The following is a 14,244-nucleotide window of genomic DNA, read 5'->3' as shown; positions in this document are numbered from 1 at the left end:
CCCCATTTGGGCGTCAAGCCGTCACGACTCTTGCGGTCGGTACGTGCGTGAAGCCTGTATTTTCAGGGAGTATGGGCGGGGCGTCGAAGGCTAGTCAATCCGGATTGTGCAAGAGCACAATCGGATGGTGCGCGAGGTACAATCGGGTTGTGCTCTTGCACAATCGGGTTGCGGGAGAGGCGAGCGATCGGGCAGACGCTCGTTCAAAACGTCAACTTGAGGTGCTCCAAAACAAAACGCACCGGACCCGGAAAACCGGGGCCGATGCGCTTTCAGCAAGGCTTGCTGCCTTGCCAGTTCATTATCCGCTGGTGGCTTGCCGGTCTTTTGAATGGCCGGCTTGACCGCTAGCGGAACGAAATTCTCAGAGCCGATACAGGATCTGGTCAGTCCAGAACCGCTCGAGGCGGTGCAGCGACTTGTTCAGCGTCGCGAACTCTTCGTTCGAGATGCCACCGACCTGCTCCACCGTTTTGACGTGCTTCTGATAGAGCGCGTCGACGATCTTGCGGATTTCCTGGCCCTGCGCGGTCAGGCGGATGCGAACCGAGCGGCGATCGACGCGCGAACGCTGATGATCGAGGAAGCCGAGCTCGACGAGCTTCTTCAGGTTATAGGAGACGTTGGAGCCGAGGTAGTAACCGCGCGTGCGCAGTTCGCCCGCGGTCAGCTCCTTGTCGCCGATGTTATAGAGCAGCAATGCCTGCACCGAATTGATGTCGGCGCGGCCGCGGCGATCGAATTCGTCCTTGATGACGTCGAGCAGCCGGCGGTGAAGCCGCTCCACCAACGTCAACGCTTCCAGATAGAGCGGCTGCACCGGAGCTTGACCGGCAGAGCGTTCAGCGGTTTCCACCGCCGTTGCAACGGCTTTGATCATGACACTTCCCCTGTCGTCGTTTTTCGACTTATTTCGACGAAACTTCTGTCCCGCCTGATAGCTTCAACTTAAGGGGGCGGTTTGAAGATCCGCTTAAATAAGAGAATAAAGAGATCATGAATTTAACAGAGTGAATTGTCGATTAAGCCCCATGGATCAAGGCCTTTTGCAATATTTCATTGACGGTGAGAGCGCCCTGTTCACGCTTCGTCTGCAAGCCCTGTCGCATTCCAAAACAGGTGCGCCGGAAATTGAAACGCTCGCGTAAGGTGTGTGGTGGAACCCTTTACGGCCCTTAACGGTGACTGAAACGTTACCGGAAAAATTTTTGAAAATTGTGCGGGATGGCGATGCGGTTTCTGCACGCGGATGAATTATGGCGAGAAACTGACACGTTGAGATTGGAATTAGGTGTTGCTCGTCATTCCCGGCCTTGTGCCGGGCATCCACGTGCTTGCTTCCTTTGAGCTAGAAGGACGTGGATGGCTGGGACAAGCCCGGCCATGACGACAGACCACATCTTCGTCGAACTACGGCGGGCGCTCTCGCGCGGCCATCCAGGCGAGTGCGAGATAGGCGCCGAGCATCACGGCCTCAAGCCCCACGACTGTGAGGCTGCCGCCGTAGATGCCCGGAAACATCAGTTCGATCACCGCCATCGACACCACCGTGGTGAGCCACACCACCGCGCCCCAGGGCGTCGCAAGCCACAGCCCGACAGCGGCGACGAGTTCGATCACGGCGAAATAGACGGTCGCGGTCTGCCAGGCCATCGACTGGTTCTCGAACGCCTCCTCCTCGCCGCCGATGAATCCCGTGACCTGCGCCCAGTGGTACAGGCCCTTCAGGATCGAGATAACCGCCATGACGCGCAGGAACAGCACCAGGCGGCGCGTCCAGACATTCTCGTCGGGCTCGATCCGCTCCGACGACATCGCCGCCATCGACATCGCATTGTCCCTGGACTTGTCCCGCCCCTGATCGCGCGCCGACGCATCAGACATGGAAGCTGACCTGGGAGCTGCGCCGGGAGGAATCGGGGCTCAACGCGTGCTGGAGTGTTCTCATGCCCATGTCTTGGCCCGCCGGGGCGGCAAAATCAATTGCCGATGAGATGGATCAAGGCTCGGTGACGGGACAGCCGCAAGGTGCTAGAACTGGAACAAATCAAAACTGAAACCCGCCGCCTTCAGGAGTACCCATCACATGGCGATCAAATTCGGGCGTCCGATCGAAATGCGTGACGCACCGCGGCGGCAGACCGCCCTCGCCTCCACCCCGCTCGACCTGGCGATCCGCCCCCGCCGCAACCGCAAGGCGGAATGGGCGCGGCGGCTGGTGCGCGAAAACGTGCTGACCACAGATGATCTGATCTGGCCGATGTTCGTGGTCGACGGCCAGAACACGCGCACGCCTGTCACCTCGATGCCCGGCGTCGACCGCCTCACCGTCGATCAGGCGGTGCGCGACGCCGAGCGCGCGATGAAGCTCGACATCCCCTGCATCGCACTGTTCCCCTATACCGAGGCGTCCCTGCGCGACGAGACCGGCTCCGAAGCGCTCAACCCGAACAACCTGGTCTGCCAGTCGGTGCGCGCGATCAAGAAGGAATTCCCTGAGCTCGGCGTGCTCTGCGACGTGGCGCTGGATCCCTTCACCAGCCATGGCCATGACGGATTGATCGAGGATGGTAAAATCCTCAACGACGAAACGGTGGCGGTGCTGGTGGCGCAGGCGCTGGTGCAGGCGGAAGCCGGCTGTGACGTCATCGCCCCCTCCGACATGATGGACGGCCGCGTCGGCGCGATCCGCGAGGCGTTGGACGACGCAGGTTTTCTCGACGTGCAGATCATGTCCTACGCGGCGAAATACGCGTCCGCTTTCTACGGCCCGTTCCGCGACGCCATTGGTTCCGCAAAAACGCTAACCGGCGACAAGCGCACCTACCAGATGGACAGCGCCAATTCCGACGAGGCGCTCCGCGAGGTCGAACTCGATATCGCCGAGGGCGCCGACATGGTGATGGTGAAACCCGGCATGCCCTATCTCGATATCGTGCGGCGCGTGAAGGACACGTTTTCGATGCCGACCTTCGTCTATCAGGTGTCCGGTGAGTACGCGATGATTGCGGCAGCCGCCAACAATGGCTGGATCGACGGCGACCGCGCGATGATGGAGAGCCTGCTCGGCTTTAAGCGCGCCGGCGCGGATGGGATTTTGACGTACTTTGCGCCGAAGGCGGCGGAGAAGATCAAGGCCGGCGGATAAGTCTCCCCTGTCGTCCCTGCGAACACAGGGACCCATACGCCGCGGCCTATCGATAGAACGATGGGGCCAGTTGCCTTTGCTGCAATGTGCAGCGGTGGTTATGGGTCCCTGCGTTCGCAGGGACGACGAGACATTGTGCCCACCCCCGAATATTGCACGCTGTTAATGGTCGCAGGCCCTTGGCGGCAGCGAGGCCGGTTCCCATGTGAGCCCGGGAATATCGACCTGGAGGACGGACCATGTCTTATAGCGGCTCTGGCAATACCGGCGGCGCCTCAAATGCTGGCGGCGGATCAAATGCTGGCGGCGCCTGGCGGAACGACGGTGGCGTGCCGCCGCATGCGTTCGATCCCGATTTGCAGCCGGAACTGTTTCGTGGGGTGCTGACGCGGCGGGTGTTTGCGTTCCTGATCGACCTCGTCGTGCTGTCGGTTCCTGTCATCCTCGGCTACATCTTCATTGCCGTATTCGGCGTGATCACGCTCGGGCTCGGCTGGATGCTGTTCTGGCTGGCGTGGCCGGCCACCATCGTGTGGGCGATCGTCTATTACGGCGCCTCGATCGGCGGCCCGCATTCGGCCACCATGGGCATGCGCGCGATGGATCTGGAGGTGCGCACCTGGTACGGCGCGCCGGGCTATTTTGTACTCGGCGCCTGCCATGCCGTGCTGTACTGGGTCTCGGTTTCGTTTCTGACACCGGTGGTGCTGCTGGTCGGCCTGTTCAACGGCCGCCGCCGGCTGCTGCACGACATCATCCTGGGAACCGTGGTCATCAACAGCTCGGTCCGTACTCAGGTAGCGCCTTCGGCACGCAGCAGCTACTGAGCGAGCAACAAACTATAATTGACCGTCAGCCCTAGGGGCGCGATGTTAGAGCCGGTCCGGCCCCGAAATGAATCGGGGCCGTACCGGCGCTTTGTCGTTTTGAGGCGTTTTCTTAACGTGAAGGCGCTATGGTTGATTGTTTCGGAGGCCTGACGACCCGACGTGACCCAGCATTCGCGTGACACCCCGCAATTCTACCTGACTGCGCCCTCGCCTTGCCCCTATCTGCCGGGCCGGCACGAGCGCAAGGTGTTCACGCATCTGGTCGGCGACAAGGCCGGCGATCTCAACGACCTGCTGACCCATGGCGGCTTCCGCCGCAGCCAGTCGATCGCCTACCGCCCGGCCTGCGACCAGTGCCGCGCCTGCGTTTCCGTGCGGGTGGTCGCCAACGAGTTCCGCCCCTCGCGCAATTTCAAGAAGGTCCTGGCGCGCAATGCCGACATCGTCGGCGAACAGCGCAGCGCGGTGCCGACGTCGGAGCAGTATTCCGTGTTCCGCGCCTATCTCGACCGGCGGCACCGCCACGGCGGCATGGCCGACATGACGGTGCTCGACTACGCCATGATGGTGGAGGACAGCCATGTCGAAACCCGCATCATCGAATACCGCAAGCGCGGCGTCGACACCGGCATCACCGGCCGCGGCGAGGAGCTGATCGCGGTGGCGCTGACGGACGTGCTCAGCGACGGGCTGTCGATGGTGTATTCGTTCTTCGAGCCGTCGCAGCAGAGTCGCTCGCTCGGCACCTTCATGATCCTCGATCACATCACCCGGGCGCGCAGGCTCGGGCTGCCTTACGTCTACCTCGGCTACTGGATCGAGGGCTCCAAGAAGATGGACTACAAGGGCCGCTTCCTGCCGCAGCAGCGGCTGGCGCCGTCGGGCTGGCTGCGGATCGACGCGTCGGGCGAAATGCTGTCCGAGCCGCAGGACTGAAAGGCGATAGGCGGTCAGGCTCATGCCGCTCCGAATCGCCGCCATCAGCGATACCCGTATCTCGGCACCTTCGGGTCTGTAACCAGCATTCACCGCCGAATATCCTCAACCTGCAATATTGTGTCGTGATAAGGGTCGATGGGTGATTCACACGCGGGACGGTCGCTGGAGCAGCTAGCCCTCATGAACGAACCGGGCCCTTCCGCCGCCAAAATGCCTCCTCACGTATCTGACGACTGGCTGCAGCGGCGGATCGTCATCGCGGCGGTCGCGTTCGCGCTTGCCCTTCTCGCCGTGCAGGCCTTTCAGGCCTGGCATGGCTATCGCACGGCCCGGACCGAGGCCGAACGGCGCGCGGCCAATTTGGTCTACATTCTAAGCGCGCACATGCAGGAGGCGGTGGCGGCGCTGGATGCCTCGCTGGTGCAGATCGCAGCGGCAAGCGCGCGGCTGGGCGGACCTTCCGGAGACGCGGACGACTGGAGTGCCGTGCTGATGGGCGCGATCGCCGGCATGCCAAACACGGGATCGCTCAGCGTCACCGATAGAGAAGGCGTCATCCGGCATGCGACGGTCGCGAGCATTCAGGGTCAGTCGCGGCGGGAGCTCTATCTGTTCCAGACTCTCCGCCGCCAGGCGAATGCCGGAATGGTGGCGGACAGACCCTACAAGGGCCTGTCCGGCGAGATGTTGATTCCTCTCGGGCGACGGCTGGAAGGCCCGGCTGACACATTCCAGGGCCTGGCTGTAGCCACCTTGCGCTTGCAGCAGCTGCGCGAATTCTACCGCTCGATCGATGTCGGTCCCGGCGGGCTGATCCGCATCCTGCATCCTGACGGGCAGGTTCTGTTCCGCGAGCCGTCGTCACGCGAACCGATCGGCGAACCCGCGCTGGAAGACCCGGTCTACCTGGCTTACCGGGCCGGCAAAGCCGATGGCCTGCTGAACGAGGAGTCTGGTCCCAATGGGCGTCCCCTCATCACCGCCTTCCATGCCCTGCCGTCGCCCGGGCTCCTGCTTGCGGTTTCTCTCGATCGCGGGGCGGCGTCCGCGGAATGGCGCAACAAACTCGCCGTCGATGGCGGCCTCCTCGCCGCGGAGATTTTGGTTCTCGCGAGCGCGACCACGATAATCCTGCAATTGCTGCGGGCGCGCCACGCCGCAACAATGCGGCTGGCAACCCGGGAGCGGCAGTTGCTGCTGGCCGAGTCGATCGCCCATATGGGCGCCGTCACTTTCGACATCGCGACCGCTACGGTTCAGCCTTCGCCGCAGATCGCCACCATTTTCGGCTGGCCGGATCCCGTCGAGGAAATTCCGCTGCAGGCGTTCCTTGCGGCCGTGCACGAAGCGGACCGGCAGTTGCTCGACCAAACGATCGCGCGCTGTGCCGAAGGCGGCGGGCCGTATCGCCAGGAATTTCGCATCATGCGCCCGGATGGCAGCGTGCGTATCATCTGGTCCGAAGGATTCCAGGACGACGGCGCGCGAACCGCCGCAGCTGGCGTCGTCGCCATCTGCCAGGATGTGACCGATCGCCGGATGGCAGAACGCCAACTGGCCCAGTCACAGAAGATGGAAGGCGTCGGCCAACTCACCGGCGGCGTCGCCCACGACTTCAACAACCTGCTGACCGTGATCATCGGCAATCTGGACACGCTGGCCGAATGGCCCGGCGCGGACGCGCGCGCCCGCGAGACGGCCGAGATCGCGCTACGGGCTGCCGATCGCGGCGCCGATCTCGTGCGCAGCCTGCTGGCCTTCTCACGAAAGCAGCCGCTGCAGCCGCGCGTGGTCAATCTGAACGAGATCGTCCTGGAAACCGACCATCTGCTGCGGCGCACCCTCGGAGAACAGGTCGAACTGGAAACCCGCCCGGAACGCAAGATCTGGCTGACCATGGTCGATCCCGCGCAATTGCAGGCCGCCCTGCTCAACCTGGCGGTGAACGCGCGCGATTCCATGACGCAAGGCGGCAAGTTGACGATCGAGACCGGTAACGTCGTGCTCGATGAGCACTACGCGCGGCAGAGAGCGGATGCCAAGCCCGGCGCCTATGTTTTGCTTGCCGTGAGCGATACCGGCACGGGCATCCCTGCCGCCATACTGGAGCGCGTGTTCGAACCGTTTTTCACGACCAAGGAGACCGGCAAAGGAACCGGACTCGGATTAAGCATGGTCTACGGCTTCATCAGGCAGTCGAATGGCCACATCAAGATCTATAGCGAAGTCGGGCACGGCACGACCGTGAAGCTCTATCTGCCGCGAAGCGAGACCACGGCGCGCGTGGAGGCTTCCGCCCCGCCGGTCGAACCGGACCAGGCGGGCAACGAGACCGTGCTGGTGGTCGAGGACGACGCGATGGTACGTGATTTCGTCGTGCAGCAGTTGCGGCAGCTCGGTTACCGGACACGACTGGCCGGGAATGGCAGGGAAGCCCTGGCGGCGCTCGGCGACGGCACCGGGATCGACCTGCTGCTGACCGACGTGATCCTGCCGGGTGCGCTGACGGGCAAGCAGGTCGCCGACGCAGCCCGGCGGCAGCGACCGGGCCTCAAGGTGCTGTTCATGTCCGGCTATACCGAAAATGCGATCGTGCATCACGGCCGGCTTGACCCGGGCGTCCTGCTGCTATCGAAGCCGTTCCGCGCCACGGACCTCGCACGGATGGTACGCAGGGCGTTTGCAGGCAACCAGCCCAGTGACGCGTGAGGCGGCTGCCGTGCCGCCTCAGCCGAAGAACGTCTCGAACAGGAGTTTTACGTTCAGCGCCACGATGATCGCGGCGACGATCCATGCCACCACAGCGACTGAACGGGAGATCGCGAAATCACCCATCTTGCGGCGATCGGAAACGAACTTCACCAGCGGGATCACCGCGAACGGCAATTGCATCGACAGCACGACCTGGCTGAAAACCAGAAGCTGGCTGGTGCCGCGCTCGCCATAGAGCGCCGTGACGATCACGACCGGAACGATGGCGATGCCGCGAGTCAGCAGCCGACGCGCCCAGCTTGGCAGCCGCAGATGCAGAAAACCTTCCATCACGATCTGGCCGGCCAGCGTCGCCGTGACCGTCGAGTTCAGGCCGGAGGCGAGCAACGCCACCGCGAACAGGGTGGAAGCGATCCCGAGCCCCAATAGCGGCGACAGCAGTTCGTACGCCTGGCCGATCTCGGCGACCTCGGTGCGGCCGGTCGCATGGAACGTCGCGGCGGCGACGATCAGGATCGCGGCGTTGATGAACAGCGCCAGCATCAGCGCAATCGTCGAGTCCGTCGTCGCCCATTTGATCGCCTCGCGGCGGCCTTCGTCGTTACGTTCATAGGCGCGGGTCTGCACGATCGAGGAGTGCAGATAGAGATTATGCGGCATCACGGTAGCGCCGATGATGCCAATGGCGATGTAGAGCATCTCGGGATTGGTGACGATCTCGGTCGAGGGCATGAAACCCTTCAGGACCCCGGCAACCGACGGAGCGGCGGCCACGATCTGAATCCCAAAGCAGATCGCGATGACGATCAGGAGCGAGATGACAAAGGCTTCGAGGAAACGGAAGCCCTTGTTCATCAGCAGTAGCAGCAGGAAGGCGTCGAGCGCGGTGATCAGCGCCCCGCCGATCAAGGGAATGCCGAACAGCAATTTGAGCGCGATCGCCGTGCCAATGACCTCGGCGAGGTCGCAGGCGATGATCGCCGCCTCGCAGGCCAGCCAGAGCATGAAGTTGACGGGCCGCGAAAAGCTGGCGCGGCAGGCCTGCGCGAGATCGCGATCGGTGACGATGCCAAGCCGCGCGGCGAGTGCCTGCAACAGGATCGCCATCAGGTTCGACAGCAGGATCACCGACAGCAGCGTGTAACCGAACTTCGAACCGCCCGCGAGGTCGGTCGCCCAGTTGCCCGGGTCCATGTAACCGACCGAGACCAGGTAGCCGGGGCCGAGAAAGGCCAGCAGCCGGCGCGACCAGTGCCCGCCAAAGGGGACCGAGATGGTCGAGTTGACCTCGGGCAAGCTCCGCTGGGTGCCAGCGGCGGCGTCAGCGCGCCAGCCGGCGGCAGTCGTATCGGTCATCGGTCCACTCTCAATCGGGGTCTTCGGGCCCAATGCGGGCGTTCGGGCGTCCATTTGAGCAAGATGACCGATCTCCATCCTTATTGCAACTCATTTGCAACTGCATCTAGCAATCACGAAAATGATACCGGCGCGACCTCTGTAAAGCACTGAGGAAGTGCTTTATGCTAAAAGCATGATCAAGATCCCGGTCGAAACGCCCACGGCCACGTTGCGATACGCCCTCGCTCCCGACGAGGGAGGCATCGCCGCCATCGAGGCGACCTTCGCCGCCTACGACCGGATGATGGCGATCCTCGCCGAGGTTGCGCCCGTCGGCGCCAACCTCGTCGCCCTTCACGCCCAGGCTTACGAAAGAATCCGCGTCGAGACCGGCCTGCCGGCGCGGCTGGTGACGCTCGGCCTGCGCGACCGCGCCGGCTACGTGGCCGATGCGGCGATGCGCCGAATTCCACTCGACGACAAGTTGTTTGCGATCAAGGGACCAACTTCACTGACCATTAGCACTGTCCAGGGACGCGTCTTGGTTCCGTTCGACGTCCCCGGCTATGTTGCCGGCTGGGAGAGTCCCTTCCCGGCTCACTTGGTCTCAGACGGCCACGCCTACGAAATCCAGATCGCCGTCAAATCGAAATCAATCCAACCGGAGGAGAAGACCATGCTTCACGAAGGCATCCTTGCACGCATGGGCCGGCTTCTTGCCGCCATCGCGAGCCAAACGATCGACAACGCCGAGAACAGCAACAAGGTCGCGCTGGTCAAACAGGCGATCCGCGAGATCGACGCCGGCGCCGACGAAGCGCGCTACGCGCTCGGCAAATCGCGCGCCGAGGAATTCCGCCTCAAGCGGCGGCGCGAAGAGCTGGACGCCGAAGTCGCGCGACTGACCGACAAAATTCGACTGGCGGTTGCAGAAAGCCGCGAGGATCTCGCGCGCGCCGGCGTCGCACGGCAAATTGATCTGGAGTCGCAGACGATCGCGCTCGAACGCGCGATGGATTTCGTCGAACTCGAAATCGATGAGCAGACCAAGGCCTTGCAGGCGATGCTTGCCGCGCGACGTGAAGCCGAAACCCGCCTCGCCGATCTCGAGGCGAGCCTCGTACAGCAGGCGCCACTTGAAACCGGCCGGGCAGTTCCCACGACTAAAACTATGAGTGCCGACCGGGCCATGGCGGCGATCGCACGCGTAACCGGCGTGCCCGCTGCAAGCGTGCTCGGCGACAGGGAGCTCGACGAACTCGACCGCCTGCATCGCGAAAAGGAAATCGCAGCAAGGCTTGAAAGGATCAAATCGCAGCAATGAGTGCAGTGACCGATATCCTGCTGGCGCCCGACGTACGTCCCTTTGCGATATCAGCCGCTATCATGCTCAGCCTGGGTGGCATCGAATTGCTGACGATGATCGTCGGTTTCTCGATCAGCGAACTCATCGGCAAGGATTTTGCGCTCGAAAGCGAGAGCCATAGCGCCATCGGCGGCTTGTTCCTCTGGATCAATGCGGGACGGCTGCCGCTGTTGATCCTGATGATCCTGGCGCTCGGGGTGTTCGCGATCGCGGGCTTCCTGCTGCAAGGGATTGCACACAGCATCGGCATGGCCGTGCCGGTCACGCTTGCGGCGCTTGCCGCCGCAGCGCTCAGCCTGCCGGCGATCCGGGTGAGCAGCCGCGGTATCGCCCGCATTATCCCGCGCGACGAGACCTATGCGGTGGACGAGGCCGATTTCGTCGGCCACGTCGCCGAGGTTTCAATCGGGCCGCTCGACCAGGGGCTGCCCGGCAAGGTCCGTCTCAAGGATGTCTTCGGCAACTGGCATTCTCTCGTCGCGCGCGCCAGTCCCGAATCCACGCCGCTTCCGGTCGGTGCCAGCGTCCTGCTGGTCGACCGCGACGCCAGAAGCTTTATCGCCATATCCGCACCAGCCGACCTCATTGCGCAACAGCCAACATCACGCAGGGCATAAAATATGTGGGAACTTGCAGTACCCGTCGCTATCAGCGTTCTCGTTGTTCTTATTATCGGCATCTTCCTCGCAAAACTCTATCGCCGCTCGACACGTGACGAAGCCTATGTCCGCACCGGGCTCGGCGGCCAGAAAGTCGTCCTCGACGGCGGCTCGCTCGTGCTTCCGGTTTTCCACTCCACCGCCGCGGTCAATCTGAAGACGCTGCGGCTCGAGGTCGCCCGCGGCGGGCCGGACTCGCTGATCACCAAGGACCGCATGCGCGTCGATATCGGCGCCGAATTCTATTTGCGCGTCAAACCCGATGCATCGTCGATCGCGCTGGCCGCGCAGACGCTGGGCAGCCGCACCAATGATGCCGCCGAATTGCGCGAGCTGGTCGAAGCAAAATTCGTCGACGGCCTGCGGTCGGTGGCGGCCACCATGAACCTCGAAGAGCTGCAGGAGCAGCGCGCCACCTTCGTCAAGGCGGTGCAGGATGCTGTCGGCGCCGACATCCAGAACAACGGCCTCGAACTCGAATCGGTATCGCTGACGCGGCTCGACCAGAGCGACATCAAGCATTTCAACCCGAGCAATTTCTTCGACGCCCACGGCCTGACGACGCTGACCAAGATCACCCGGGAGCGCGAACAGGAACGCAACCAGATCGTCCGCACCACCGAAGTCAACATCGCCCAGCAGGATCTGGTCGCCCGCCAGACCACGCTGACGATCGAATCCACCAAGCGCGAGGCCGAGCTGGCGCAGCAGCGCGACATCGCCAACAAGACCGCCTCCATGCGCGCGCAAACCGCGCAGGTCGAGCAGACCGCGGTGCAGAACGAGGCCGAATATCGCATCCAGCAGGAGCTGGCAGTCGCCAACAAGCAGACCGAAGCCAATCAATTGCGCGATACCAGGAAGATCGAGGCCGATCTGGCGGTGAAGCGTCGCAATACCGAAATGGATCGCGACCTGCAGATCGTCGCGCAGGAGAGCGCGATCGCGGTGGCGGTCAAGAGCAAGGAGCAATCCGAGGCCCAGACCATCGCCGAAACCGCGCGTGCGCTCGCCATTGCGGCTGAAGAAAAGGTCACGACCGCCCGCGCCACCGAAATCGCCGAGCGCGACAAGATCATCAACGTGATCGCGGCGCGAAAGGCCGCCGAGACCGACGCGATGCCGATCACCGTGATGGCGGAAGCCGAGAACCAGGCCGCGACCAACAAGGCGGAAGCCATCACCATGCTAGCCAGGGCCGACGCCGATGCGGCGACCACCCGCGCGGCCGGCGTCAAATCGCTCGGTCAGGCCGAGGCCGAGGTGGCGGCGTTGAAGGCGGAAGCGCGCAACAAGCTCTCCCAGGCGATCGTCGACTACGATCTCACACTGGCGCGCATCAACATCATCCCGAATGCGCTGGCCGAAGCGGTCAAGCCGATCGAGAAGATTTCCGACATCCGGATCTTCGACACCGGCGGCCTGCTCGGCCGCGGCGGCGGCAACGGCGCCATGAACGGCCACGGCAACGGTCTTGGCCTTGGCGACGGTCTTGCGGCGCAGTTGTTGTCGGTTTCGGCCTTCAAGCCGATCATCGACAAGATCCTCGCCGAAGGCGGCTTCGCTGCCGGTCCCGATGCGCTGACCAGCCTGACCAACGCGCTGGCCGCGCAGCAACTGGCAGGTCCCACCGAGCCGCCCGCCGTGCTTGATGCAGATGATGATGACGTGGTGACGCCGCCCGCAACGATCTCGGGAACGGGCAAGGCAACGCTCGGGCCCAAATCGTAATAGCCGAAGCGACAGGTCGAACTGCTGTTCGAACTGAAATCGAAACAGGCCCGCCGCAGTTCACGCGGCGGGCTTTTTCTTGCGCAGTTCCCTCACGCCCCTTGTCGGGAAACGGGTGGGTTCGATCGTCCTGCAGTCAGACAATGAGGACAGAACCGAATTCAGGAATTTGCCAAGGAATCCTGCCATGACCGCCGCCGACACGCCTCGCCTGCCCGCAACCTTCAACCGCCTGGCCTGGTCCAATCTCACCGCACAGTCGGCCGAACAGATCGCGCTGGCCGCGGCCCCGATTGTCGCCGTGCTGTTGCTCGGTGTCGGCGAAGGCCAGACCGGCCTGCTGCAGACCGCGCTGACGCTGCCCTTCATCCTGTTCGCGATTCCCGCAGGTCTCCTCGCCGACCGCATCTCGCGGCGCTGGGTGATGGCAGGCTCCGAAGCGCTGCGGGCCGCGGCGTTGGCCGGCATCCTGCTGCTGATCTGGCTGGGCCAAATGACGCTGCCGCTGCTCTCGTTGCTCGGCTTCATCGCCGTCTGCGGAACGGTCGCTTACAGCGTCGCCGCCCCGGCTTTGGTGCCGTCGCTGGTGACGTCGCAACAACTGCCCGCCGCCAATGCGCGGATCGAACTGGCGCGCACCGTTGCCTTCGCCAGCGGCCCGGCGCTCGGCGGCGTGCTGGTCGGATGGGTCGGGGCCGCGCCCGCCTTCGGCTTTGCCGCGGCGTTGTCCGTGATCGCAGTGGTGCTGCTGTCAGGCATCTATGAACCGGCGCGCGCGCCTGCCCCGCGCCGTCATCCGCTGCAGGAGATCAAGGAAGGCGCCGCCTTCGTGCTGCATCATCAACTGCTGCGGCCGGTATTCATCACACAATTCATCTTCAACACGGCGTCGTTCCTGCTGCTTGCCGTGTTCGTGCCCTACGCCGTGCGCCGCCTCGGGCTATCGGCCACCGGCGTCGGGATGACGCTTGGGATGTACGGCGTCGGCATGGTCGCCGGCGCGCTGGCTGCGACGCGGGTGATGAAGCGGCTGGCCTTCGGAACCGTGATCGGGCTCGGGCCCGTCACCGGCTTGGTCGCCGCTGTCGTGATGGCGCTGACGACCATCGTGCCGACGCCATGGCTGGCGGGCCTGAGCTTCTTCCTGCTCGGCGTCGGCCCGATCCTGTGGGTGATCTCGACCACGACGCTGCGGCAATCGGTGACGCCGCCGTCGCTGCTCGGGCGTGTCTCCGCCATCAACATCATGAGTTACGGCGCCCGCCCGGTCGGCTCTGCGCTGGGCGCCATCGTCGGCGGGCTTTATGGCGCCGAGGCCTGCCTCTATCTGGCGGCCATCATCTTCGGCGCGCAGGCGCTGGTGATCCTGCTGTCGCCGGCGGTGTCGCTGGCGCGGCAGCCGGACATGGTCGGCGAGCCGGCGGGCTGTTAGCCCGAAGCCGTTATTGCGAGGAGCGCAGCGACGAAGCAATCCATTCTCTCCGCGGAGGGATGGATTGCTTCGCTTCGCTCGCAATGACG

General features: G+C 63.7%; 11 protein-coding genes. 8 read left to right on the top strand and 3 right to left on the bottom strand.

From position 1 onward, the window contains the following. Positions 1 to 364: 364 nt before the first annotated feature. Positions 365 to 880 (bottom strand): transcriptional regulator LdtR, encoded by a 516-nt coding sequence (gene ldtR / locus ACVWVY_RS25340; RefSeq protein WP_074276258.1) that lies wholly within the window; start codon positions 878 to 880, stop codon positions 365 to 367. 530 nt (positions 881 to 1,410) lie between these two features. Continuing rightward, positions 1,411 to 1,884 (bottom strand): DUF6163 family protein, encoded by a 474-nt coding sequence (locus ACVWVY_RS25335; RefSeq protein WP_456628924.1) that lies wholly within the window; start codon positions 1,882 to 1,884, stop codon positions 1,411 to 1,413. 202 nt (positions 1,885 to 2,086) lie between these two features. Here ACVWVY_RS25335 and hemB point away from each other — a divergent pair, with 202 nt between their 5' ends. From hemB to ACVWVY_RS25315, 4 genes are all read left to right on the top strand, one after another. Next, positions 2,087 to 3,148: a porphobilinogen synthase gene (hemB, locus tag ACVWVY_RS25330; protein WP_456628923.1), complete on the top strand. Its 1,062-nt coding sequence runs from the start codon at positions 2,087 to 2,089 to the stop codon at positions 3,146 to 3,148. Between the two features lie 239 nt (positions 3,149 to 3,387). Further along, a complete protein-coding gene (locus ACVWVY_RS25325) occupies positions 3,388 to 3,975 on the top strand; it encodes an RDD family protein (protein WP_456628922.1) in 588 nt (195 codons plus the stop codon). Between the two features lie 162 nt (positions 3,976 to 4,137). Beyond that, entirely contained in the window at positions 4,138 to 4,914 is a 777-nt protein-coding gene (locus tag ACVWVY_RS25320) for an arginyltransferase (RefSeq protein WP_456628921.1), read from the top strand. A gap of 183 nt (positions 4,915 to 5,097) precedes the next feature. Continuing rightward, a complete protein-coding gene (locus ACVWVY_RS25315; protein WP_456628920.1) occupies positions 5,098 to 7,626 on the top strand; it encodes an ATP-binding protein in 2,529 nt (842 codons plus the stop codon). Between the two features lie 18 nt (positions 7,627 to 7,644). On the opposite strand, the gene ACVWVY_RS25310 is transcribed toward ACVWVY_RS25315, so the two are convergent. Then, positions 7,645 to 9,039 (bottom strand): Nramp family divalent metal transporter, encoded by a 1,395-nt coding sequence (locus ACVWVY_RS25310; RefSeq protein WP_456628919.1) that lies wholly within the window; start codon positions 9,037 to 9,039, stop codon positions 7,645 to 7,647. A gap of 121 nt (positions 9,040 to 9,160) precedes the next feature. Between ACVWVY_RS25310 and ACVWVY_RS25305 the strand changes: the two genes are divergently transcribed. The 4 genes from ACVWVY_RS25305 (at position 9,161) to ACVWVY_RS25290 (ending at position 14,155) form a co-directional block, all read left to right on the top strand. Beyond that, entirely contained in the window at positions 9,161 to 10,291 is a 1,131-nt protein-coding gene (locus ACVWVY_RS25305; protein WP_456628918.1) for a PspA/IM30 family protein, read from the top strand. Beyond that, complete coding sequence (locus ACVWVY_RS25300; RefSeq protein ID WP_456628917.1) at positions 10,288 to 10,950, top strand: OB-fold-containig protein; 663 nt, start codon at positions 10,288 to 10,290, stop codon at positions 10,948 to 10,950. Before ACVWVY_RS25305 ends, ACVWVY_RS25300 begins: the two co-directional genes overlap by 4 nt. 3 nt (positions 10,951 to 10,953) lie before the next feature. After that, positions 10,954 to 12,723 carry a flotillin family protein gene (locus ACVWVY_RS25295; RefSeq protein WP_456628916.1) on the top strand — a complete coding sequence of 590 codons (1,770 nt, stop codon included), beginning with the start codon at positions 10,954 to 10,956 and terminating at the stop codon, positions 12,721 to 12,723. 187 nt (positions 12,724 to 12,910) lie between these two features. Then, positions 12,911 to 14,155, top strand: coding sequence for an MFS transporter (locus ACVWVY_RS25290; protein ID WP_456628915.1), 1,245 nt, complete (start codon positions 12,911 to 12,913; stop codon positions 14,153 to 14,155). The last annotated feature ends 89 nt before the right edge of the window (positions 14,156 to 14,244 follow it).

It is taken from the genome of Bradyrhizobium sp. URHC0002 (assembly GCF_054059515.1).
The sequence above is the reverse complement of the archived record's forward strand: the minus strand, read 5'-3'. Positions and strand labels throughout refer to the sequence as shown.

Bases quoted from the DNA above. Each gene is read 5' to 3' on its own strand.
- ldtR (WP_074276258.1), bottom strand. From the start codon at position 880: ATGATCAAAGCCGTTGCAACGGCGGTGGAAACCGCTGAACGCTCTGCC.
- ACVWVY_RS25295 (WP_456628916.1), top strand. From the start codon at position 10,954: ATGTGGGAACTTGCAGTACCCGTCGCTATCAGCGTTCTCGTTGTTCTT.
- ACVWVY_RS25335 (WP_456628924.1), bottom strand. From the start codon at position 1,884: ATGTCTGATGCGTCGGCGCGCGATCAGGGGCGGGACAAGTCCAGGGAC.
- ACVWVY_RS25305 (WP_456628918.1), top strand. From the start codon at position 9,161: ATGATCAAGATCCCGGTCGAAACGCCCACGGCCACGTTGCGATACGCC.
- ACVWVY_RS25310 (WP_456628919.1), bottom strand. From the start codon at position 9,039: ATGGACGCCCGAACGCCCGCATTGGGCCCGAAGACCCCGATTGAGAGT.
- ACVWVY_RS25325 (WP_456628922.1), top strand. From the start codon at position 3,388: ATGTCTTATAGCGGCTCTGGCAATACCGGCGGCGCCTCAAATGCTGGC.
- ACVWVY_RS25290 (WP_456628915.1), top strand. From the start codon at position 12,911: ATGACCGCCGCCGACACGCCTCGCCTGCCCGCAACCTTCAACCGCCTG.
- ACVWVY_RS25315 (WP_456628920.1), top strand. From the start codon at position 5,098: ATGAACGAACCGGGCCCTTCCGCCGCCAAAATGCCTCCTCACGTATCT.
- ACVWVY_RS25300 (WP_456628917.1), top strand. From the start codon at position 10,288: ATGAGTGCAGTGACCGATATCCTGCTGGCGCCCGACGTACGTCCCTTT.
- hemB (WP_456628923.1), top strand. From the start codon at position 2,087: ATGGCGATCAAATTCGGGCGTCCGATCGAAATGCGTGACGCACCGCGG.